Below are 21,012 nucleotides of genomic sequence, written 5' to 3'. Positions count from 1 at the left end.
TTCTTTACACGGGCATCGCAATATGAGAACAAAATGGCAACCTTAACCGGAGGCCATCATGTCCCGCGATTTTATCTTCGATCTCATGGGTGTCGCTGCGATCTCTGTCAGCACGATCGTCACGCTTTGGCTGCCTGCCATCCTGCAACCCTGAATTTCTGCCCCGCGTTGCCAATGCGGCGCCACCGCCTGTGCGTCCGCCTGTCCTCGAGCCACGCGCAACTTGACCGGCCCCTTTGTGGGCCGGTTTTTTCATTAAACGTGGGGGTCAGGCTGCGGCCAGCGCCTCGTCCATCGCGGCCAGCGTCGCATCCCATGCCAGCAGGATCGAGGCGTGACGGTTGGGATAGAGGCGGGCAGGCAGAAGCGCCTCGAGTTCGGCGAAAGGGGCGGTGGGTGGCGGGCCGTCCTGTTTCAGCATCAGTTCCAGCTGGTCGCGGGTCCGGGCGATATCGTCCCGGGGCAGCCCCATCACCGCCGCGCCCAGCGCCGCGGCCGAGGCCTGACCGAGCGCGCAGGCCCGCACCTCTTGCGCGAAATCCGTGATCCGGCCATCCTTCAGCACCACATCGACCGTCACCGAGGACCCGCATTGCGGAGAACGTCGGCTGGCGCTGCCCTGCGGGGCGTCCAGTCGTCCCTGATGCGGGATCGAGGTGGTCAACGCCAGGATCCGGCGTGAATAAAGCTGCATCAGATCGGTATCGGCCATCGGTCCTTTCCCGCGCCTGCAATCCATCTTAGATAGGAAGACCTGCTGCGAAAGGAAACCCGATGTTCGATCCCGCAAGCCTTAAATATGATGAAAAGGGGTTGATCCCGGCCATCGCGCAGGATGCGGAGAGCGGGCAGGTGCTGATGATGGCCTGGATGAATGCCGAATCCGTGGCACGGACCTTGCAGACCGGGCGGGTGACCTATTGGTCGCGGTCGCGGGCTTCGTTCTGGGTCAAGGGCGAAAGCTCGGGTCATGTGCAGGAACTGGTGGAATTGCGCGTCGATTGCGACCGCGATTGCCTTCTGGCGCTGGTCCGCCAGACCGGACCGGCGTGTCACACCAACCGGCGTTCGTGCTTTTATACTGCGATCCGGGGCGGGGATGAGGTCGAGATCATGGTGCCGATGGCGGGTTGATCGGGGGCGCTGCCCCCGTCGCCGTTCCAGCGACTCCCCCGGGATATTTCGGCACCAGAGATGGTCAGAAGCCGAGCATGCGGTGGATGTCCTGTGGGGTGGCACCGTCGTCGCGGTAATGGCGGATGGCGCGGGCGTCGTCACGTTTTGCCAGCCGTTTGCCGGAGTCGTCGCGGATCAGGCGGTGGTGATGGTAACGCGGCGTCGGCAGTTTCAGAAGTTTCTGAAGAAGAACGTGTATATATGTGGAATCGAACAGATCTTTTCCGCGTGTAACGGTTGTGACCTTTTGCGCGGTATCGTCCACGACCACGGCGAGATGATAGGATGTGCCCATGCCGCGCCGCGACAGGATCACGTCGCCGATGCCGTCCAGGAACTGCTCTCGGGTCAGGATGTGGTCATGGCCGGGCATGATGGCCTGATCGCGAAAGCCGATCCGGTCGAGGGTGAGGGCGGCGAAGGCGCGTTCTGCGTCCAGCCGGATCACGTCACCGGGCCCGGCATCCGAGAGCGGGCGGCCGCGGCAGGTGCCGGGATAGATCAACCCGTCGGGACCGGCGGGTAGGGCGCCTTCTTGCGGGGCGGCAAGGGCTACGCGGATGTCGCCGCGACGGCAGCGGCAGGGATAGCTGAACGGGGCCAGTTGCTTCAGGGCCGCGCGATAGGCTTCCATACGGTCGGATTGCCGCATGATGGGTTGCTGCCAGTCAAGGCCCAGCCAAACCAGATCGTCCTGGATCGCGGCCTCGTATTCGGGGCGGCAGCGGTCGCGGTCGATATCTTCGATCCGCAGCAGGAACTGGCCGGTATCAGCCTCTCGTGCGGCGACCAGTGCGGCATAGGCATGGCCCAGGTGCAGCAGGCCGGTGGGCGAGGGCGCGAAGCGCGTGCGGATTATTGTGCCGCCAGCCATGCGCTGAAATCGTCCTTGGCACGCTGTGTATAGGCCGGATAGCGGTCCTTGCGGCCGCGACGGCCGCCACGCGCGTCGTCCAGCGGCGGGAACAGGCCGAAATTCACGTTCATCGGCTGGAAGGTCTTTGCCTCGGCCCCACCGGTGATGTGGTTGACCAGAGCGCCCATCGCCGTGGTGAAGGGCGGGGGGGCAAGCTCGGCGCCTTTTGCCTGCGCCGCCGCCATCCGGCCCGCCAGCAGCCCCATCGCGGCGCTTTCGACATAGCCTTCGACACCCGTCACCTGACCGGCAAAGCGCAGGTTCGGGCGTTGCCGCATCCGCATCCGGTCATCCAGCAGCGTCGGAGAATTCAGGAATGAATTCCGGTGGATACCGCCAAGACGTGCAAAGCTGGCATTTTGCAGGCCGGGGATCATGCGGAACACCTGTGTTTGCGCGCCGTATTTCATCTTGGTCTGGAAGCCGACGATATTATACAGCGTTCCCAAAGCATTGTCCCGGCGAAGCTGGACCACCGCATAAGCTTTTTCCTGGGGCTTGTGGGCATTGGTCAACCCGACCGGCTTCATCGGGCCGTGGCGCAGGGTTTCGCGTCCGCGTTCGGCCATCACCTCGATCGGCAGGCAGCCGTCGAAATAACCGGCGGTCTCGCCCTCGCGGAATTCGGTTTTATCGGCGGCCAGCAGGGCGTCGATGAAGGCCTCGTATTCGTCGCGGGTCATCGGGCAGTTGATATAGGCGCGGCGTTCGGCGTCAGATTCGCCCTTGTCATAACGGCTTTGTTCCCAGGCCACCGACATGTCGATGGTCTCGGCATGGACGATGGGGGCGATGGCGTCGAAAAAGGCCAGCGCCTCGGTGCCCGTCACCCGGCGGATCGCGCCCGCCAGCGCGTCCGAGGTCAGCGGCCCGGTGGCCACGATCCAGTTGCCATCGGTGGGCAGCTCGGTGATCTCGCCCGCGACGATCCGGACCAGCGGTTCGGCCCGCAGGGTTTCGGTCACGGCGGCCGAGAACGCATCCCGGTCCACGGCCAGCGCGCCGCCTGCGGGCAGGCGGTGGCGGTCGGCCATCGCCATGATCAACCCGCCTGCCGCGCGCATTTCCCAATGCAATTGCCCCACGGCGTTCATCACGTCATCGTCCGAACGAAAGCTGTTCGAGCAGACCATTTCCGCGCAATCGCCGGTCTTGTGGGCGAAGGTGGCGACGGTCGGGCGCATCTCGTGCAGGATCACGGGCACGCCCGCGCGGGCGACCTGCCATGCGGCCTCGGACCCTGCCAGACCGGCGCCGACGATGTTCACGGGCTGCATGGAAACCTCGCTTGGGATGCCGAAAGACCGCTGATTATCAGCCGGGGCGCAGGTTGGAAAGGGTCATGGCGCCAGTCGATACAGGTCCTTGCCATACCATCGCCCCATCGCATTGCCACGAGGCAGCCCCCGGATCGCGGGATTGATCATCTCAGTCGTGGCATAGTGATAGACGAAGGCGGCGGGGGCCTCGGCTGCAAGGATCTCTTCGGCCTGACGGTAAAGCGGCGCGGGATCATCGGCCAGCCGGGCCTGATCCAGCAGGTGGTCATATTCATCATTCGACCATCCGCCGCTGTTTTCACCGTCGCTGCGGAACCAGTCGAGAAAGGCCGAAGGCTCGTTGTAATCGGCGCACCAGCCATAGCGGGCGATCTCGAAATCCTGACGGTGCATCCGGTCGGCATGGGTCATCCAGTCCAGATTGTTCAGTGAGACCTCGACCCCCAGCGGTTTCCAGTATTGCCGTGCGGCCTGCGCCAGCAGCCGGTGCAACTCGTCGCCGTTATATTGCAGCACCAGCCGCAGCGGGTTGTCGGGGCCGTAACCCGCCCCGGCCAGCAATTCGCGGGCCAGCGCGGTCCTGGCATCCTGATCCAGCGCGGCAGGCCCGCCTTCGGGTGCGTCAAGGCCCGCGATCGCCCAATGCGTCCAGCCTTGCGCGGGGCGCTGGCCGCCTTGCAGCACGTTCGACACCATCAGGTCACGCTCCAGCCCCAGCGACAGCGCCCGTCGCAGGGCAGGGTTCTTCAGCGCCTCGGGCCCCTTGTCGGACAGGTTGAAAACATAGGCATAGGTGCAGGGGATGGGCAGCGCCGTTGCCTGATCGGGAAAATCCTCATGCAGTTGCGGATATTCCCCGACGGGGATGGGCACCCGGTCCAGTTCGCCGGCGCGAAAGCGGGTCAGTGCCGCCTGGCCGTCGATCTCGGTGACACCGCGCAGGGTCTCCATCACCACATTGGCGGCGTCCCAATATGCGGGGTTCTTGGTCAGGGTGATTGATGCGCCCGGATCATGGGCTTGCAGCGTGAAGGCGCCATTGCCGACCAGCTTGCCCGGCTGGATCCCCCCGTCGTCCCCGGACGAGTCGGGGGGTATGGGAAAAGTCGCCGGATGGGACAGCATCGCCGCGAAATGGGCCACGGGCCGGGTCAGCGTGACCTGCAACCGGCGCGCATCGAGGGCGGTCACGCCCAGCTGCTCGGCTGGGATCTCGCCCGCGATGATCGGGGCCGCGTTCTCGATCTGCATCAGCGCCAGATATCGCGCATGGGCCGAGCCGGTTTTCGGGTCCACCACCCGCCGCCAGGCGGCAACGAAATCATCCGCCGTCACCGGATCGCCATTCGACCAGCGGGCCGCGCGCAGTTGAAAATTGTGGGTCAGCCCGTCCTCGCTGACCTCGTGGCGCTCGGTCATGCCGGGGATCATGGCGCCGGTCGCGTCCTCGGTCATCAACCCCTCGAACAACTGCCGCAGCAGGTCCATGCCCTCGGGATCGCTGGTCTGGGCCGGGTCCAGAACGCCGACAGCATCGGGCAGCCAGAAGGTAAAGCTTTGATCCTCGGCCAGCCGTTCGCCCTCGGCAGGCTGTCCCAAGGCGGGCAGCGCAAGCAAAGCGGCAAGGGCGGCGGCAAGGAATCGGGTCACGGGGGCCTCATCGGTAACGGCCACAGGTTTAACCATCCCGACGCCGTGGTAAATCGCACAAGCCACTTTTCAACGGTGCAGGGCTGTGGAACAGATGGCGCGATGATGAAGCATGCCCATATCGCGCTGGTGACCGGCGGTGCCCGTTCGGGAAAATCGGCCCTGGCCGAGCGGCTGGTGCTGCAACAGGGCGGCGGGCGCGTCTATATCGCCACGGCGCAGGCCTTTGATGATGAAATGTCGCAGCGTATTCAGCTACATAAGGAGCGCCGCGATCAGGGTTGGATCACGGTAGAGGAGCCCGTGGATCTGGTCGGCGTATTGTCTGCCACCGATGGGCAGGGCACCCGGCTGGTCGATTGCCTGACGCTGTGGCTGTCGAACACGATGGGACAGGCCGATATTGCGGCGCTGGTGGCGGTGCTGCGCCAGCAGCGCGATCCGGTGGTGCTGGTGACGAATGAGCTTGGCCTTGGCATCGTGCCCGACAATGCGCTGGCGCGGCAGTTCCGGGATGCGCATGGCTGGATGAATCAGGCGGTGGCGGAAGTCGCCGATGAGGTCTGGATGGCCGTCTGCGGTCAGCCCCTGCGGATCAAGCCCGCGCCTGCGGGGCAGCCATGACGGGCTTTGACCAACAGGCGGCGGATGCGGCGCGGGCGCGGCAGGACAGCCTGACCAAGCCGCCGGGATCGCTGGGACGGCTGGAGGAACTGGCGGTCTTCATGGCGGGCTGGCAGGGGCGGGCGGTGCCGCGGCTGGACCATGCGCAGGCGGTGGTCTTTGCGGGCAATCACGGCATCGTCGCGCAAGGGGTCAATCCCTTTCCGCCCGAAGTGACGGCGCAGATGGTGCAGAATTTCCGCGCGGGCGGGGCGGCGATCAACCAGCTTTGCCGGGTGGCGGGGGCGGATCTGTCGGTGGTGCCGCTGGATCTGGACCACCCGACCCGCGATTTCACCCAAGATGCGGCGATGGACGCCGCCGAGGGCAAGGCCGCGATGCGGATCGGGGCCGAATCCGTCGATCCCGCCGCCGATGTGCTGCTGCTGGGAGAGATGGGGATCGGCAATTCCACCATTGCGGCGGTGCAGGCGGCTTCGGTCTTTGGCGGGCAGGCGCAGGACTGGGTCGGGCCGGGGACCGGGGCAGGAAGCGCGATCCTGCAAAACAAGCTGCGCGCCGTCGATGCGGGGCTGGCGCGTCATCGCCCGGCCTCGGTGGCCGAAACGCTGGCGGCCTTCGGCGGGCGAGAGCAGGCGGCGATCTGCGGCGCGGTGCTGCGGGCGCGGGAACTGCGCCTGCCGGTGATCCTTGACGGGTTCATCTGCACCGCCGCCGCCGCCGTGCTGACCCGCGACGACCCCGCCGCGCTGGCCCATTGCCTGATCGGCCATGAAAGCGCCGAGCCGGGGCACAGGCGGCTGATCTCCGCGCTGGGGATGCAGCCGGTGCTGTCGCTGGACATGCGGCTGGGCGAGGGCTCGGGCGCGGCGGTGGCGCTGATGGTGCTGCGCGGCGCCATCGCCTGCCATGAGGGGATGGCGACCTTCGCCGAGGCCGGAATTGGCTAGGCTGCATCAATTGCTGCTGGCGCTGGTCTTTCTGACCCGCCTGCCGCTGGGGCGCCTGCTGCCCGCGCGCATCCTGCCGCTGAAAGAGGCCGCATGGGCCTTTCCTCTGGCGGGCGCGGTGGTGGGTGCGGTGGGCGCGCTTCCGTTGCTGATCTGGGATGCGTCGCTGCTGACGGCCTGCCTGTCGGTGGCGCTGATGGTCTGGTTCACCGGCGCGCTGCACGAGGATGCCCTGGCCGATTTCACCGACGCCGCTGGCGGGCAGGACCAGCAGACGCGGCTGCGGATCATGCGCGATTCGCATATCGGCAGCTATGGCACGATGGCGCTGATTCTGACGACGGCGCTGCGGATTGCGGCGCTGACCTTGGTCTCGCCTCTGGCGCTGATCGCGGCGGCGGCTTGCGGGCGGGCGGCCATCCTGCCCGGCATGATCCTGTTGCCGCCCGCGCGCGGCGATGGTCTGGGCCGGGATGCGGGCCGCCCTTCGGTCGCCGCGCTGCTGGTGGCGCTGACCCTTGCCGCGCTGGCCCTGTCGCTGGCCGGGCCGGGAGCGCCGGGTGCCGCGATCGCCGGGGTCGTGGCCGCGGCATGGGTCATCGCCCGGGCACGAAAATGGCTGGGCGGGCAGACCGGCGATGTTCTGGGCACGCTGTCGCTGGCGGTCGAGACCGCGATGCTGATCGCCTTCGCCCTTGGCGACCCTACGGCACCTGCGTGAAAAACTTGACCGGGCCATGCGCTTTGCGCATACCAGCGGGCCTGTAATCCGGTCAAAGACCGGCGCCCCGGCGGCGTCAGAACATGGGGAGGAGAACGTGCATGGGCGCCTTGCTGGCCCTGTCGGGCGGCGTTGACCGCATCAATTCGTTCATCGGGCGGTATGTGGCATGGCTGATCCTGCTGGCGATCTTCGTCAGCGCGGGCAATGCCATCATCCGCAAGATCTTCAGTATCTCGTCCAATGCCTGGCTGGAGCTGCAATGGTATCTGTTCGGCGCGGCCTTCATGCTGGCCGCGGCCTATACCCTGCTGGAAAACGAGCATGTCCGCGTCGATATCCTCTATGGCAACTGGTCGCGTCGGGTTCAGCACTGGATCGACCTTCTGGGCACGCTGTTCTTCCTGCTGCCCTTCACCGGGCTGATGATCTCGTTGGTCTGGCCGTCGCTGCGCAGTTCGTGGCGCGCGGGCGAGATGTCCAGCAATGCCGGCGGGCTGATCGTCTGGCCGGCCAAGGCGGTGCTGCTGACCGGCTTCATCCTGCTGTTCGTTCAGGGCCTGTCCGAGGTCATCAAGAAGATCGCCGTGATGCGCGGCCTGATCCCTGACGAACAGACGCATCTGTCCGTCGAGGAACAGGCCATGCGAGAGGCCGAACTGATGGCGGCGCAACTGGACGTGGATGCCTCGGTATCCGCCCCGGTGCTGGATCAGGTCGAAAAACACAAGCGCGAGGACAGCCAGTGATCGATCTTGTTGCCCATAATCTGGCGCCCATCATGTTCTTCTCGATGGCTGCCTTTCTGCTGATCGGCTATCCGATTTCCTTCGCGCTGGCGGCAAACGGGCTGCTGTTCTTTCTGATCGGCGTGTTCCTGACCCCCTACAGCACCGAGGTCAATCTGGGCTGGAACCTGTTGCAGGCGCTTGGCGACCGGGTGTTCGGCATCATGCGCAACGATGTGTTGCTGGCGATTCCGTTCTTCACCTTCATGGGCATCGTGCTGGAACGGTCCCGCATGGCCGAGGATCTGCTGGAAACCGTCGGGCAGCTGTTCGGCCCGGTACGGGGCGGGCTGGCGATGGCGGTGATTCTGGTCGGCGCATTGCTGGCGGCGACGATCGGGGTGGTTGCGGCCTCGGTCATCTCGATGGGGCTGATCTCGTTGCCGATCATGCTGCGCTATGGTTACGACCGCAAGCTGGCGACGGGGGTGATCGCGGCGGCGGGAACGCTGACCCAGATCCTGCCGCCGTCGCTGGTGCTGATCGTGCTGGCCGACCAGCTGGGCCGATCGGTGGGCGATATGTACAAGGCGGCGCTGCTGCCGGGGCTGGGGCTGACCGGGCTGTATCTGCTCTATGTGATCGTGCTGTCCTTCATCCGCCCGCGCGCCATGCCCGCCCTGCCGCCCGAGGTGCGCACGCTGGGGCCGGGCGTGGCCTCGCTGCTGGTGGCCTTCGCGATTGCGGGTCTGATCTATATGGGCGCGCAATGGCTGCTGCATGACGGGCTGGGCAGGGGCTCGGACGCGGCGATCTGGTCGGCGGCCATCGCGGTGATCGCGCTGATGCTGATGGCGCAACTGGACGCGCGGCTGGGCCTGAACCTGCTGTCGCATCTGGCGCGGCAGGTGATCATCGTGATGATCCCGCCGCTGGCGCTGATCTTCGTCGTGCTGGGCACCATCTTTCTGGGCATCGCCACCCCGACCGAGGCGGGCGCGATGGGCGCGGTCGGCGCGCTGGTCCTTGCGGGACTGAAGCGGCGGCTGAACCCCGATGTGGTCAATCAGGCGCTGCTGTCCACGGTGCGGCTGTCCAGCTTCGTGATGTTCATCCTGCTGGGCGCGACGGTGTTTTCGCTGACCTATTACTCGATCAACGGTCACATCTGGGTCAAGGATCTGCTGACCGCGCTGCCGGGCGGGCAATACGGCTTCCTGCTGGCGGTGTCGGCGATCATCTTCTTTCTGGCCTTCTTCCTCGACTTTTTCGAACTCAGCTTCGTTATCGTTCCCCTGCTGATCCCGGCGGCGAACGAGTTGGGCATCGATCTGGTCTGGTTCGGCATCATTCTGGCGGTGGTCATGCAGACTTCGTTCCTGACGCCGCCGGTGGGGTTTGCGCTGTTCTATCTGCGGTCGGTGGCGCCGCGCAGATCCTATCTGGACAAGATCACCGGCGGGCGGATTCCCGCGGTCTCGACCGGCGACATCTATCGCGGGGCGGTGCCCTTCGTCGGCTTGCAGATCGTGATGGTGGGGCTGGTGATCGCCTTTCCGCAGATGGTGATGCACTATCGGGGGCCAGCGGTCGATACCAGCAACATCCGCATCCATCTGCCCTCGGGCGGGCTGGGCGGCGTCGGCGGTTCTCCCTTCGGGCAGGGCGCACCGGCAGGTGGCGGAAATGCCGCGCCGGGTGGTCTGGGCACCGGGCCGGGGGTGCCGAATTTCGGGGGTTCCCCGGCGCCCCAGCCTGAAAACGCCGCGCCCGAGGCGCCGACCCCTGCGGCGCCCGGCCTTGGCAGCCCGCCACCCGGTCTTGGCGGGAACTGAGCCCAACGAAAAGGGCCGCCGCATGATCGCGACGGCCCTGTCATTTGCGTTACCGGCTGCTGCCTACTCGCCCACACCGAAATTCGACGGTGCCAGCGCATCCTGATTGCGCAGCGTCATCATGAAGGTGTCGAAGGTGTAATCCGCCGTCTGGGCATAGAGATACCAGTCGTCACGGAATTGCAGCATCGCCTCGTACTGCTTCTTGAACGACTCGTTTTGCTGCGACAGTTCGGCATAGACCTCGTTCGCGGCCTCGAACGCCGCCACCATCACCTCCTGGCTGAAGGACCGCAATTGCGCGCCCTGCGCCACCAGTTCCTTGATCGCGGTGGGGTTCTTGTAGTCGTAATTGGCCAGCATGTTGGAATCGACCGCCTGACAGCAACTGCGCAGCAGCGATTTATAGCTGTCGGGCAACTGGTCGTACCTTGCCTTGTTGAAGAACATGCTGACGGTCGGCCCGCCCTCCCAGAAGCCGGGGTAATAGTAATAGGGCGCGACCTTGTGGAAGCCCAGCTTGGCGTCGTCATAGGGGCCGACCCATTCGGCGGCGTCGATCGTGCCCTTTTCCAGCGCCGGATAGACATCGCCGCCCGCCAACTGCTGCGGCACCGCGCCCATCCGTTCCAGCACCCGCCCGGCCAGACCGGCGATGCGGATCTTCAGCCCCTGCACATCGGCGGGGGTGTTGACCTCTTTGCGATACCAGCCGCCCATCTGGGTGCCGGTATTGCCCGCCGGAAAGCTGACCAGCGAGTATTTTTCGAGGAATTCGTTATAAAGATCGATCCCGCCGCCATAATAGTTATAGGCCGATTTCGAGCGCGCGCTGAAGGTAAAGGGCAGTTCGGCCCCGCAGGCGAAGGCCGGATCCTTGCCCCAGTTATAATATCCGACCGAATGCGCGCATTCGACGGTGCCATCGGTCGCGGCATTGATCGCGTCCAGCCCCGGCACGATCTCTCCGGCGGAAAAGACCTGAATGCGGAACCGGCCATCGGTCGCCTCGCTGACGCGCCGCGCCAGTTCCTCGCCGCCGCTGAAGATCGTGTCCAGCGATTTGGGAAAGGACGAGGCCAGCCGCCAGTTGATGTTCGGCGTCTCCTGCGCCAAAGCCGGGGCCGCCAGCGCTCCACCCGCCGCCGCAGCCGCGCCGCCCACGGTCGCGCGGGTCAGAAACGACCGGCGCCCGATTTTATCCTTGTTTTCCATATAATTCCTCCGCTGTAATCTGCTGAACCCTGGGCCTGGGGCTGCAATCCCGTTGTTCGATGGCGGTATTTTAATGGGCCATGACCGGCTGTCGAGGGTCGTTACGACATTCAGGCGTAAAAAACCGCTTTCGGGGCTGTCACCGGATATGAAAACGCCCGCAGGAACCGATCCCGCGGGCGTCGTTCAGCATTAAGCCCGCTCAGCGCAGGATGCTTCGCCCGGCATATTCGGCGGTGGCACCCAGCATTTCCTCGATGCGGATCAGCTGATTGTATTTCGCCAGCCGGTCGGAACGCGCCAGCGATCCGGTCTTGATCTGGCCGCAATTGGTGGCGACCGCCAGATCGGCGATGGTGGCGTCTTCGGTCTCGCCCGAACGGTGCGACATCACCGATGTGAAGCCCGCACGATCCGCCATCCGCACCGCGTCCAGCGTCTCGGACAGCGTGCCGATCTGGTTGACCTTGACCAGCAGCGAATTGCCGCAGCCCTTCTCGATGCCTTCGGCCAGACGGGTGGGGTTGGTCACGAACAGATCGTCGCCGACCAGCTGCACCGATGCGCCCAGACGCTCGGTCAGCAGCTTCCAACCCTCCCAGTCATCCTCGGAACAGCCGTCCTCGATCGACAGGATCGGATAATCGGCGCAAAGCGCGGCCAGATAATCCACATTCTCGGCCGGGCTTAGCGATTTGCCCTCGCCGGCCATCTCGTATTTGCCGCCCTTGAAATATTCCGTGGACGCGCAATCCAGCGCCAGCATGATGTCGTCGCCGGGCTTGTAGCCGGCCTTCTCGATCGCCTTCAGGATGAAATCCAGCGCGTCGCGGGTGCTGGACAGGTTCGGGGCGAATCCGCCCTCGTCGCCGACGCCGGTGGCCAGGCCGGCCGAGGACAGCTCTTTCTTCAGCGTGTGGAACACTTCGGAACCCATCCGCACGGCCTCGCGGATATTGTCCGCCGCGACCGGCATGATCATGAATTCCTGGATATCGATCGGGTTGTCGGCATGTTCGCCGCCATTGATGATGTTCATCATCGGCACCGGCAGGATCCGCGCGGCAGTGCCGCCAACATAGCGGTAAAGCGGCTGCTGGCAGGCCTCTGCCGCGGCCTTGGCGACGGCCAGCGAGACGCCCAGAATGGCATTTGCGCCCAGCCGGGCCTTGTTCGGGGTGCCGTCCAACTCGCACATCAGCGCGTCGATGGCGCGTTGCTCGGTCGCGTCCTCGCCGATCAGGTTCTCGGCAATCTCGCCATTGACGGCGGCCACCGCCTCCAGCACGCCCTTGCCCAGATAGCGCGCCTTGTCGCCGTCGCGCTTTTCCACCGCCTCATGCGCCCCGGTCGAGGCCCCCGAAGGCACCGCCGCCCGACCCTGCGTGCCGTCCTCCAGCGTCACATCGACCTCGACGGTCGGATTGCCGCGGCTGTCCAGAATCTCACGGGCGAAAATGTCGATGATGGCGGTCATGGGCCTCTCCTTCGAACTGCATCCGCGGCCTGCATAGCCGGGCCGGGGCTGATCGGAAAGCCGCAATTTCAGGGCAGACGGATCTCGGCCCAGATCGGCAGGTGGTCCGAGGCATCCCGCGCGCCCGCCCCCTTGAAGACCCCGGCGTCCAGCAGCTCCAGATTCCGGCTCATGGCGATGCGGTCCAGACGCAGCCGGGGCAGGGGCGCGGGATAGGACGGCCCCGGCGCGATCACCTGAAAGCCGGCCAGCGATTCCAGCCCGCGATCATCGCGCCATTCGTTGAAATCGCCCATCATCACGATATGGTCCTCGGCGATGCGAGAGGCCTGCGCGCTGATCCGCGCCAGCTGCGCCCGGCGCGATGTCCGCACCAGCCCCAGATGCAGCCCGATCACGGTCAGGCCCGGCAGGCGCAGCGCCACGGCGCCCCTCGGCTCCAGCCCCGGCAGGGGCATCCGCCGGATCACCGCCTGTTCGGCCAGATCCGGCCGCATCAGAATCGTCTGCCCATGCCAGCCAAGCGAGTTCTCACCGCTTCGGCGGCTGATCTCGGCCGGCACCAGCCCGGTCATCTCGTGGATCAGACGGCGCGGCAGCGCCTCGGGCCGGGCCCCGAAACGGAAATCGACCTCCTGCAGGGCGATGATATCGGGTTTCAGATCACGGATCACCGCCAGATTTCGCTCGGGCGCGTGCGGACCGGTCAGACCCCGGCATTTATGCAGATTATAGCTGGCCAGTCTCAGCAAGTCGCGTCTTTCCCCTCGCACTCCTTGAAAATACCTTGGGGGGAGCCCTCTGCAAGAGGGCGGGGGGCAAAGCCCCCCTTTCCGCACCGCATTCCGTCAGGTTCCGCAGAATGTCTGACGCACGATCTGGTCTTGCTGCGGCGCCAGCGACAGTTCTGCCCATTCCTTGCGCAGTTCATGCGGATGGATCACCGCCTGAAACAGCCGCTCGAACGGCGCCATGTCATCCGCCACGGCCGAGGCGATCACCTCTTCGATCCGGTGGTTGCGGGGGATTCGCTGTGGATTGGCCCTTGCCATCAGCTCTGCGTCGGGATGGTGGGCACGCCAGCGCGCCTCCCATTCCGCGAACTCTGTGGCGTCGGTGAATTCGTCCCGTGCCCGGCCATCCTGCAACCCGGCAAAGACACGGGTGAAATCCGCCCGTTGCCGGGCCATCAGCGACAGCAGCTCCTCGATCAGCGCCAGCCCGGTCTTGTCACAATCGGTCAGCCCCAGCTTTTCGCCGAAGCGGCGCGTCCATGCCGCCTGATAGAGCGGTGCGAAAGAATGGACCGAGCGGGTCGCGGCCTCGATGGCGGCATCGCGCTCGCCCATCAGCGGGATCAGACAGGTGGCCAGCTGTGCCAGATTCCAGACCGCCATCTGCGGTTGCTGCGCCCAGGCATAGCGTCCCGCGTGATCGATCGAGGAAAACACCGTATCGGGGTGATAGCCGTCCATGAAGGCGCAGGGGCCGTAATCGATGGTCTCGCCCGAGACCGCCATATTGTCGGTATTCATCACCCCATGGATAAAGCCGAGCGCCATCCATTGCGCGATGGTCTCGGCCTGCCGCGCGACGACGTGATCCAGCAGCGACAGCGGACCCTCGGCCTGCGGATAGTGGCGGGCGATGACGTGATCGGTCAGCCTTCGCAGCGAATCCTCGTCCCCGCGCACGGCGAAGAACTGGAAGGTGCCGACCCGGATGTGGCTGGCCGCCACCCGCGTCAGCACCGCGCCGGGCAGGCCGTTTTCACGCCAGACGGTCTCGCCCGTGGCGACGGCCGCCAGCGCGCGGGTCGTGGGCACGCCCATCGCCGCCATGAATTCGCTGACGATATATTCGCGCAGCACCGGCCCCATCCACGCCCGGCCGTCGCCGCGCCGCGAAAACGGCGTCGGGCCGCTGCCCTTCAGCTGGATGTCGAAACGGGCCCCGTCAGATGCCACAACCTCGCCCAGCAGCACCGCGCGGCCGTCGCCCAGTTGTGGCACGAAGCCGCCGAACTGGTGCCCGGCATAGGCCTGCGCGATGGGATCGGCCCCCTTTGGCAGACCGTTTCCGGCCAGCATCGCCAGACCGTCCGGGCCAAGCAGCCAGTCCCTGTTCAGCCCCAGTCGCCCGGCCAGCGGCTCGTTCAGCGCCAGAAGCCGCGGCGCGGCGACCGGCGTGGGGGCGACCCGGGCAAAGAAGCCTTCGGGCAGGCGGGCATAGCTGTTGTCGAAATGGATCATGGCGACCTCCTGTGCCTCATCTGATCTAGGGGCGGCAAGGCCGGTCGAAAAGGGTCGGGCCGGTTTTCCCGGCCCGGCCCCGGGATTGTCGGGCCGTATTCAATCCTCGTTCCGGGTCAGACCCGCGGCATGGAACAGCCCCGCGACCAGCCCTCCGGCCAGAGGGGCGGCGATGAACAGCCACAGATCGGCGATGGCCTGTCCGCCGGCAAGGACCGCCGGCCCGATCGAGCGGGCGGGGTTCACCGAGACCCCGGTCACGTCGATGCCGACCAGATGGATGCCCGCCAGCGTCAGCCCGATGGCCAGCCCGGCAAAGCCCGCAGGCGCGTCCGCGCGGGTGGCGCCTAAAATGACGGTGACGAAGAGGAATGTGGCCACGAATTCAAAGACCAGTGCCGCCATCATCGAATAGCCGCCGTTATAGCCCGCGCCGAATCCGTTCTGGCCCAGCCCGTCGCTGGCGATGGCGTAATCGGCCTTGCCGGTGGCGATGACATATATGACGCCGGCTGCGGCGATGCCTCCGGCGATCTGGGCGATGCAATAGGTGACGAAATCCGCCGCCGTCATCCGTCCCGAGGCCACGAAGCCAAGCGACACCGCCGGATTGAGATGCGCCCCCGAGATCGCGCCCAGCCCATAGGCTGCAGCGACGATCGAGAGGCCGAAGGCGATGGCGATGCCGTGAAAGCCGATATGGGCACCCATCAGCACCGCTGAGCCGACGCCGAAAAAGACCAGGATGAAGGTGCCGAAGAATTCGGCCAGGGCCTTGTTGAACATGAAAAACTCCTTAACCACACGGGGCCGGACCGGCCCTGCGCGGGCATTGGCCGATCAGGGCGGGTTAATCAATTGCGGTTTTTCGTCGCTGGCGGGTGGTGGCGGTGATTTCGGTCGGCAAGCCGGTGCCGGGCTGTCAGGCGCGGGAACTGGGGCGGCTGCGCTATCACGCGACGGCCAGTCCGGCTTGTATCGCGCGGCGACGGGGACTGAACATAACCTTCGCCGAAAATGTGTCCCCTGATTGAGACGCTACACGATGAAGCAAGTTGCTACCGATGACAGAGATAGTGGGATACAAAAATGCTACCTCAATCAAGCGAAAGCCATCGAGGAATTGTTGATTGGCTCCGGCGGAGAGGCCTTTCGCGAGATCGAGCGGCGGATATTCCGGTTCTGCCCTTTCGAGGCCATCGGCATGGTCCGGCAGGAAGTCAGGCATTTGAGCGGCAAAGATGTGCAGACCAGCGGGGAATATGCCAGGGCCGAGACTGACGGGGGGAGTGCCGAAGATCTGGGGAAAAAGGTGATCACAGAAATTGCCGCCTTTTTGCAGCGTCATATGCCTGTCTATAACAAGGCGTTGCGCAAGGCGCTTGCCGAGTAGCCAACGCCGCAAGCGCTGTCGTGACCGATCGCCTTACCGCCCCGCCCGAGGGCTTCGCCCGTTCAGGGACGCCCTTCACCATGAGGCGGAACGGGACGGCGATACTGGAGAACGCCTGAAGGTGACCGGCCCTGGAAGCGAGCCATATCACGCCCTGTTGACCTCCGGAATGCGCGCCGTGATTGCTGAGAAAACCGGAACTCTTCGTCACCTCACCCCGGCATCCACTAACAGCCACCTCGCAACCCGCAGTTACAATCCCAGCGAACCATAGACGTTGGAAATCCGCCGGATCGCCACCACATAGGCCGCGGTGCGCAGGTCATCGACACGGCTGTTGCCCTGCAAAACCTCGGTCATCTTGCCGAAGGCCTCGCGCATGGTGTCGTCCAGACCGGAGCGCACCAGCTCCAGTTCATCGGCGCCGGTCAGGAAGGCCTCCTTGAAGCCCTTGGACAGCGTCCAGTTCAGCCCGGTATCGGCGGACAGCCGTTCCAGCTCTTCGACGATCATTCTGGCCCGCGCCTCTTCATGACGGCGTTCCAGTCGGCCAAGACTGATCTGCGACAGGTTCTTGACCCATTCGAAATAGCTGACGGTGACCCCGCCCGCATTGGCATACATGTCGGGGATGATGACCACGCCCTTGCGCTTGAGGATCTCGTCGGCATCGGCGGTGACCGGACCATTGGCGGCCTCGACGATCAGCCGGCATTTGATCCGGTCGGCATTGTCGGCGCGGATCACCCCCTCGACCGCCGCCGGAATCACGATGTCGCAGTCGTCCTCCAGCGCCAGCAGCCCTTCCTCGCGGTAATCGCCGCCGGAGAACCCGCGCACACCGCCGGTTGCCTGAATATGGCCGCGCAGCGCGTCGATGTTCAGGCCCTGCGGATTGCTGATGGCCCCGTCGCGCTCGATCACGCAGGTAATCAATGCGCGGTCCTCGGACGACAGGAACTGCGCGGCGTGATAACCCACATTGCCCAGACCCTGCACGATCACCCGCTTGCCCGCCAGCGTGCCTTCCAGCCCGGCGCGCTTCATCATGTCGGGGTGACGGAAGAATTCTCGCGCGGCATATTGCACCCCCCGGCCCGTCGCCTCGACCCGGCCATCGATCCCGCCGGCATGGCGCGGCTTGCCGGTGACGCAGGCCTTGGCGTTGATGTCGTCGGGATGCAGCCGTTTGAAGGCATCGGCCATCCACGCCATCTCGCGCTCTCCGGTGCCCATGTCGGGCGCCGGCACGTTCTGGCTGGGCGAAATCAGGTTGCGCCGCGACAGCTCGTAGGTAAAGCGCCGGGTGATCCGCTCAAGCTCGTCGGCGTCCCATGCGCGCGGATCGATGCAAAGACCGCCCTTCGAACCGCCGAACGGCACCTCGACCAGCGCGCATTTATAGGTCATCAGCGCCGCCAGCGCCTCGACCTCGTCCTGGCTGACATCCAGGGAATAGCGGATGCCGCCCTTCACCGGCTCCATATGTTCGGAATGGACCGAGCGATATCCGGTGAAGGTATGGATTTGCCCACGCAGACGCACACCGAAGCGAACTGTATAGGTCGAATTGCAGACACGAATCTTTTCCTCAAGCCCCGGAGGCAATTCCATGAGTGAGGCGGCGTGGGTGAACATGCGGTCCACCGAGTCCCTGAATGATGCGTTTTTATGCGCCATGATCCTGATCTCCTCCCCGGCGCCCAACGCGCCCGCCATCCATTGATGCGCGAACTGCCCGATTCTTTGCCAGACGAAAGTTGTAAACGATGAAAAATGCCGGCCCGGGGGAGGGGCGCGGACGATTACTGTCCGCCGCCCGTCTGAAACCCGGTCGGTGATTCCAGCGTTAATTCAGACCCGCGATCGATTCCCGATCTTACTGTAACCAGGTAACGGATGTGACTTGTGGTTGAACAAAAAGAAATTTACCGAGGCAGAAAATTTCACCAGGTCTGCCGTGGCGCGCGCCAGATATTCCTGCGTGACGGTTACGAAGGCGCCAGCGTGGACGATATTTCCCGCGCGGCAGGCGTCTCCAAGGCCACACTTTACAGCTATTTCCCGCATAAACAGCTGATGTTCGAAGAGATCATGCGAAACGAGATCGTCGAGGCGGAACGGCTGGAAACCGCGCTGCCGGACCCCGAGCTGTCGCCGGAACAGGGGCTGTCACGACTGGTCGCCGCCCTGTCGCAGGACGCGGTCAGCGATTTGCAGACCGGCATCTATCGCATGGGCATCGCCGAGGCGCGCCGCTTTCCGAAACTGGCGCGCGGCTATTTCCAGCGGGTGCCCGAACAGCGGGTGCAATTGCTGACGGCGGCGCTGGATCGCTGGGTCGAACGCGGCGATCTGACACTCGAGGACAGCGCGCTGGCCGCGGCGCAACTGTGGCGCCTGACCGGCGCGACCCTGACCGAGCGCGCCGCGATGCTGCCCCATATCCCGCTGACCGAGGCCGCAATCGGCGAAATCTGCGAATCCGCGGTGGCGCTGTTCCTGCGCGCCTATGCCCCGCGCAACAGCGGTGCCGCCCGCTAGCCGGTCTGTTGCCCGGATGCGATGATGGATTCGTGAAACGGTCAGCGGCTTCTCAAGCCCGGCTGGCGACCGTATAACCATGATCATAATCCGGAACATATCCGGGCCAACGAGGGAATGACTTTGAAAATGACAAGAACGACGATCCTGCCTGTGGCAGTGGCGGCGGCCTTGCTGGCTGGCTGCATGCCGGTTCCGCCATCGGTGCCGGTGGCACCCGCGCCCCAGACCCTGCCCGCCACCCCGGCCTATGATCCCGTTCCGGTGGCGCCGGTCGCACCACCACCCACACTGGCGAATTCCGGGCTGAATGAGCGCAAGCCCGATGTCTGCGGCGCGGCGGCTTACCGCGAACATATCGGCAAACCGGGCAGCGCGCTGCCGTCGCTTGACATATCGCGCAGCTATCGGGTGGTGGAATTCCGCGGGATCGAGCCGCAGGACTATGATCCCAACCGTCTGGTCTTCCGGCTGGATGCGGCGGGCAATATCAGCGACACAGATTGCGGGTGAACCAATGATGATCAGACAAACCGTTTTCGCGCTGGCCGCTTTCGCCGCGCTGGCCGCCTGCGAACCCATCCCAGCCCCGGTCGAACAGTCCCCGGAACCCGAGGACGCTTGCGGCGCTGCGGGCTATCAGGGCCTGATCGGTCAGCCGATCTCGGTGCTGGGCGGGATGACCTTCCCCATCGGCACGCGGCAAATCGGCCCGAATGACGCGGTCACGGCAGATTTCCGGCCCGACCGGCTGAATATCGAACACGGCAGCAGCGGGCGGATCGAAAAGATCAGCTGCTATTGACCGCCTTGCAGTTACCCATATGTCTCGGATGATGGTGTTTCGGCGATGCGAGCGCCTTCGACAAGATCGGCGAGGCGGGAGAGGCCGCGCCATATGACGGTGGTTCCTGGTGGCGCATCGGAGGTCCGATCGAGATAGCCGCCGAGCCGCGCGACGAGTCTGACATAGAAATCGAGGTCACGCGGAAGCTTTTGCTTGCTCTCGGGCGCTGTGCGCTCGAGCAGTTGGCGTTCGGCGTCGGTGAAGACGGCAGCAGGCGATGCTTTCGGCACCTCTCGGCCGAGCATCGTCATCCATGACACGCGCCAGGACACGACGCAGCACAACGCGATACAGTTTGCCAGTCGATCAGCCGTGGCCAGGCGCAGCTCTTCGATCCGGCACCCGGTCTTCAGGGTCCGGAAGAATGTCTCGATCTTCCAGCGCAGCGCATACCATTGGAGCTTGTGGATTGCGTCCGCGTGGGTCGCCACCGGCAAGTTCGTGATCAGCTTCCAGAAGACGGGCACCCGGCCTTCCGGCGGGTCAAGCTCCTCGGCATGGATGATCTGAAGATTCTGATGCCGGTATTTCCGCTGCTTTCCGATCGGCGGGCGGACCGTCATTGTAGCGTGCCGGACCGAGAGCACGGCGCAATGATCCTTGCCCTGCGCATCGCGGAACCGGACCTCGTGGGTGCCGCTGGACTGCACCTCTGCCATCACCTTGGCAATGGTCGTGCCGCCATCCTCCGCCAGACGGTCGACGCAGCTGCGGACGAGGAACCCGGTCCCGAGTTCTTCGGACAGGCAGTAGAGTTCGTATATGTCGCTTTCCCGATCACCGATATGCACGCAGCGCTCTGGCACCCCTGTCAGTTCGGTGGACAGGCGCAGATTGTCGAGCCAGCGCATGCTTTCCTTCTGTTCGATCGGCACCCGGGTCGGATTGATCTTCCGTTTAAGAGCGGCGGTTCCCTTGAACTTGCTGCGCGACCAGAACTTGGCCGCCGTCAGGCCGAGCGGCAGCCCATCCGGCGTGATGGCCATGCTGGCATGCATCAAAAGCCCGCAGACCGCATGTTTCTGATAGCGACCTTCCTTCAGTTTGCGTCCAGTCGACACCGTCGTGAACCCCACCTTCTCCGGAGCCGAACGCTTGAAGGAGAATTCCGTGGTGTCCTGCAGGATCAGGATGGGACCATCGGTTGCCCGGATGCGCAGGGCAGAGGCAGCGAAATGGCCCTCGAGGATCTTGTCCTCGCTGACATTGCCGTTAGCAAAGAAGCGGTAGGCGGCCTTGGTATTCGACCAGTCCTGGAATGCCGTCGGCAGCGATTTTCCCGGCCGTTCCCCGAGGGCCTCGAGCATTGCCTCAAGCCGCCTGTTCAGCCTGACATCTCCCAGATCGCATCCGGCCGTTTCCGTTTCCACCCAACTCTGTCCCATGTCTGCACCTCAATTATTC

General features: G+C 64.8%; 21 protein-coding genes. 10 read left to right on the top strand and 11 right to left on the bottom strand.

The genetic code is table 11. From position 1 onward, the window contains the following. Positions 1-268 precede the first annotated feature (268 nt). Positions 269-712 (bottom strand): iron-sulfur cluster assembly scaffold protein, encoded by a 444-nt coding sequence (locus JHW40_RS15995; RefSeq protein ID WP_090612148.1) that lies wholly within the window; start codon positions 710-712, stop codon positions 269-271. 62 nt (positions 713-774) lie between these two features. Here JHW40_RS15995 and hisI point away from each other — a divergent pair, with 62 nt between their 5' ends. Then, positions 775-1,134 (top strand): phosphoribosyl-AMP cyclohydrolase, encoded by a 360-nt coding sequence (gene hisI, locus JHW40_RS15990; protein WP_090612146.1) that lies wholly within the window; start codon positions 775-777, stop codon positions 1,132-1,134. Between the two features lie 64 nt (positions 1,135-1,198). On the opposite strand, the gene gluQRS is transcribed toward hisI, so the two are convergent. The 3 genes from gluQRS to JHW40_RS15975 all read right to left on the bottom strand — a co-directional run bounded on the left by gluQRS (position 1,199) and on the right by JHW40_RS15975 (position 5,022). Further along, complete coding sequence (gene gluQRS, locus JHW40_RS15985; RefSeq protein WP_090612144.1) at positions 1,199-2,050, bottom strand: tRNA glutamyl-Q(34) synthetase GluQRS; 852 nt, start codon at positions 2,048-2,050, stop codon at positions 1,199-1,201. Continuing rightward, the gene (gene trmFO, locus JHW40_RS15980) at positions 2,032-3,369 is read right to left on the bottom strand and encodes a methylenetetrahydrofolate--tRNA-(uracil(54)-C(5))-methyltransferase (FADH(2)-oxidizing) TrmFO (RefSeq protein ID WP_090612141.1); all 1,338 of its coding nucleotides are present in this window, start codon (positions 3,367-3,369) and stop codon (positions 2,032-2,034) included. The genes gluQRS and trmFO overlap by 19 nt, the downstream gene beginning before the upstream one ends. Before the next feature lie 63 nt (positions 3,370-3,432). Continuing rightward, positions 3,433-5,022, bottom strand: coding sequence for a peptide ABC transporter substrate-binding protein (locus tag JHW40_RS15975; RefSeq protein ID WP_090612285.1), 1,590 nt, complete (start codon positions 5,020-5,022; stop codon positions 3,433-3,435). A 102-nt stretch (positions 5,023-5,124) separates the two neighbouring features. Between JHW40_RS15975 and cobU the strand changes: the two genes are divergently transcribed. The 5 genes from cobU (at position 5,125) to JHW40_RS15950 (ending at position 9,880) form a co-directional block, all read left to right on the top strand. Further along, positions 5,125-5,646 carry a bifunctional adenosylcobinamide kinase/adenosylcobinamide-phosphate guanylyltransferase gene (cobU, locus tag JHW40_RS15970; RefSeq protein WP_090612139.1) on the top strand — a complete coding sequence of 174 codons (522 nt, stop codon included), beginning with the start codon at positions 5,125-5,127 and terminating at the stop codon, positions 5,644-5,646. After that, positions 5,643-6,596, top strand: coding sequence for a nicotinate-nucleotide--dimethylbenzimidazole phosphoribosyltransferase (cobT, locus tag JHW40_RS15965; protein WP_090612138.1), 954 nt, complete (start codon positions 5,643-5,645; stop codon positions 6,594-6,596). The genes cobU and cobT overlap by 4 nt, the downstream gene beginning before the upstream one ends. After that, positions 6,589-7,317 (top strand): adenosylcobinamide-GDP ribazoletransferase, encoded by a 729-nt coding sequence (locus JHW40_RS15960; protein WP_244519185.1) that lies wholly within the window; start codon positions 6,589-6,591, stop codon positions 7,315-7,317. Before cobT ends, JHW40_RS15960 begins: the two co-directional genes overlap by 8 nt. A 101-nt stretch (positions 7,318-7,418) precedes the next feature. Continuing rightward, entirely contained in the window at positions 7,419-8,066 is a 648-nt protein-coding gene (locus JHW40_RS15955) for a TRAP transporter small permease subunit (protein ID WP_090612132.1), read from the top strand. Continuing rightward, positions 8,063-9,880, top strand: a complete 1,818-nt coding sequence (locus JHW40_RS15950) for a TRAP transporter large permease (protein ID WP_090612130.1) — start codon at positions 8,063-8,065, stop codon at positions 9,878-9,880. Before JHW40_RS15955 ends, JHW40_RS15950 begins: the two co-directional genes overlap by 4 nt. Before the next feature lie 63 nt (positions 9,881-9,943). On the opposite strand, the gene JHW40_RS15945 is transcribed toward JHW40_RS15950, so the two are convergent. From JHW40_RS15945 to JHW40_RS15925, 5 genes are all read right to left on the bottom strand, one after another. Next, positions 9,944-11,077 carry a TRAP transporter substrate-binding protein gene (locus tag JHW40_RS15945; RefSeq protein ID WP_090612282.1) on the bottom strand — a complete coding sequence of 378 codons (1,134 nt, stop codon included), beginning with the start codon at positions 11,075-11,077 and terminating at the stop codon, positions 9,944-9,946. Between the two features lie 220 nt (positions 11,078-11,297). After that, positions 11,298-12,572, bottom strand: a complete 1,275-nt coding sequence (eno, locus tag JHW40_RS15940) for a phosphopyruvate hydratase (protein WP_090612127.1) — start codon at positions 12,570-12,572, stop codon at positions 11,298-11,300. 68 nt (positions 12,573-12,640) lie between these two features. Next, positions 12,641-13,324 carry an endonuclease/exonuclease/phosphatase family protein gene (locus tag JHW40_RS15935; RefSeq protein WP_090612125.1) on the bottom strand — a complete coding sequence of 228 codons (684 nt, stop codon included), beginning with the start codon at positions 13,322-13,324 and terminating at the stop codon, positions 12,641-12,643. Between the two features lie 96 nt (positions 13,325-13,420). Beyond that, on the bottom strand, positions 13,421-14,824 hold the full coding sequence (locus tag JHW40_RS15930; RefSeq protein ID WP_090612122.1) for a protein adenylyltransferase SelO: 1,404 nt from the start codon (positions 14,822-14,824) through the stop codon (positions 13,421-13,423). A 99-nt stretch (positions 14,825-14,923) separates the two neighbouring features. Continuing rightward, positions 14,924-15,610: an aquaporin gene (locus JHW40_RS15925; protein ID WP_090612119.1), complete on the bottom strand. Its 687-nt coding sequence runs from the start codon at positions 15,608-15,610 to the stop codon at positions 14,924-14,926. A 244-nt stretch (positions 15,611-15,854) separates the two neighbouring features. Between JHW40_RS15925 and JHW40_RS15920 the strand changes: the two genes are divergently transcribed. Next, the gene (locus JHW40_RS15920; protein WP_139208153.1) at positions 15,855-16,217 is read left to right on the top strand and encodes a hypothetical protein; all 363 of its coding nucleotides are present in this window, start codon (positions 15,855-15,857) and stop codon (positions 16,215-16,217) included. A 252-nt stretch (positions 16,218-16,469) separates the two neighbouring features. Here the strand turns inward: JHW40_RS15920 and JHW40_RS15915 are convergent, their stop codons facing one another. Continuing rightward, complete coding sequence (locus JHW40_RS15915; protein WP_090612280.1) at positions 16,470-17,897, bottom strand: Glu/Leu/Phe/Val family dehydrogenase; 1,428 nt, start codon at positions 17,895-17,897, stop codon at positions 16,470-16,472. A gap of 327 nt (positions 17,898-18,224) precedes the next feature. On the opposite strand from JHW40_RS15915, the gene JHW40_RS15910 reads away from it, so the two are divergent. The 3 genes from JHW40_RS15910 to JHW40_RS15900 all read left to right on the top strand — a co-directional run bounded on the left by JHW40_RS15910 (position 18,225) and on the right by JHW40_RS15900 (position 19,566). Then, positions 18,225-18,761, top strand: a complete 537-nt coding sequence (locus tag JHW40_RS15910) for a TetR/AcrR family transcriptional regulator (protein ID WP_244519184.1) — start codon at positions 18,225-18,227, stop codon at positions 18,759-18,761. Positions 18,762-18,890: 129 nt separating this feature from the next. Further along, on the top strand, positions 18,891-19,274 hold the full coding sequence (locus tag JHW40_RS15905; protein ID WP_090612113.1) for a hypothetical protein: 384 nt from the start codon (positions 18,891-18,893) through the stop codon (positions 19,272-19,274). Positions 19,275-19,278: 4 nt separating this feature from the next. Further along, positions 19,279-19,566 carry an I78 family peptidase inhibitor gene (locus tag JHW40_RS15900; RefSeq protein ID WP_244519183.1) on the top strand — a complete coding sequence of 96 codons (288 nt, stop codon included), beginning with the start codon at positions 19,279-19,281 and terminating at the stop codon, positions 19,564-19,566. 11 nt (positions 19,567-19,577) lie between these two features. Here the strand turns inward: JHW40_RS15900 and JHW40_RS15895 are convergent, their stop codons facing one another. Beyond that, the gene (locus tag JHW40_RS15895; protein ID WP_272848964.1) at positions 19,578-20,993 is read right to left on the bottom strand and encodes an IS4 family transposase; all 1,416 of its coding nucleotides are present in this window, start codon (positions 20,991-20,993) and stop codon (positions 19,578-19,580) included. Positions 20,994-21,012: the final 19 nt, after the last annotated feature.

The sequence above is a fragment of the Paracoccus alcaliphilus genome, assembly GCF_028553725.1.
Classification (GTDB): domain Bacteria; phylum Pseudomonadota; class Alphaproteobacteria; order Rhodobacterales; family Rhodobacteraceae; genus Paracoccus; species Paracoccus alcaliphilus.
This window is presented reverse-complemented; position numbering and strand designations above follow the sequence as displayed.

What these genes read in the sequence shown, in the direction of transcription:
- JHW40_RS15995 (WP_090612148.1), bottom strand. Translation starts at nt 712, where the DNA reads ATGGCCGATACCGATCTGATGCAGCTTTATTCACGCCGGATCCTGGCG.
- hisI (WP_090612146.1), top strand. Translation starts at nt 775, where the DNA reads ATGTTCGATCCCGCAAGCCTTAAATATGATGAAAAGGGGTTGATCCCG.
- gluQRS (WP_090612144.1), bottom strand. Translation starts at nt 2,050, where the DNA reads ATGGCTGGCGGCACAATAATCCGCACGCGCTTCGCGCCCTCGCCCACC.
- trmFO (WP_090612141.1), bottom strand. Translation starts at nt 3,369, where the DNA reads ATGCAGCCCGTGAACATCGTCGGCGCCGGTCTGGCAGGGTCCGAGGCC.
- cobU (WP_090612139.1), top strand. Translation starts at nt 5,125, where the DNA reads ATGATGAAGCATGCCCATATCGCGCTGGTGACCGGCGGTGCCCGTTCG.
- cobT (WP_090612138.1), top strand. Translation starts at nt 5,643, where the DNA reads ATGACGGGCTTTGACCAACAGGCGGCGGATGCGGCGCGGGCGCGGCAG.
- JHW40_RS15955 (WP_090612132.1), top strand. Translation starts at nt 7,419, where the DNA reads ATGGGCGCCTTGCTGGCCCTGTCGGGCGGCGTTGACCGCATCAATTCG.
- eno (WP_090612127.1), bottom strand. Translation starts at nt 12,572, where the DNA reads ATGACCGCCATCATCGACATTTTCGCCCGTGAGATTCTGGACAGCCGC.
- JHW40_RS15930 (WP_090612122.1), bottom strand. Translation starts at nt 14,824, where the DNA reads ATGATCCATTTCGACAACAGCTATGCCCGCCTGCCCGAAGGCTTCTTT.
- JHW40_RS15925 (WP_090612119.1), bottom strand. Translation starts at nt 15,610, where the DNA reads ATGTTCAACAAGGCCCTGGCCGAATTCTTCGGCACCTTCATCCTGGTC.
- JHW40_RS15915 (WP_090612280.1), bottom strand. Translation starts at nt 17,897, where the DNA reads ATGGCGCATAAAAACGCATCATTCAGGGACTCGGTGGACCGCATGTTC.
- JHW40_RS15905 (WP_090612113.1), top strand. Translation starts at nt 18,891, where the DNA reads ATGACAAGAACGACGATCCTGCCTGTGGCAGTGGCGGCGGCCTTGCTG.
- JHW40_RS15900 (WP_244519183.1), top strand. Translation starts at nt 19,279, where the DNA reads ATGATGATCAGACAAACCGTTTTCGCGCTGGCCGCTTTCGCCGCGCTG.
- JHW40_RS15895 (WP_272848964.1), bottom strand. Translation starts at nt 20,993, where the DNA reads ATGGGACAGAGTTGGGTGGAAACGGAAACGGCCGGATGCGATCTGGGA.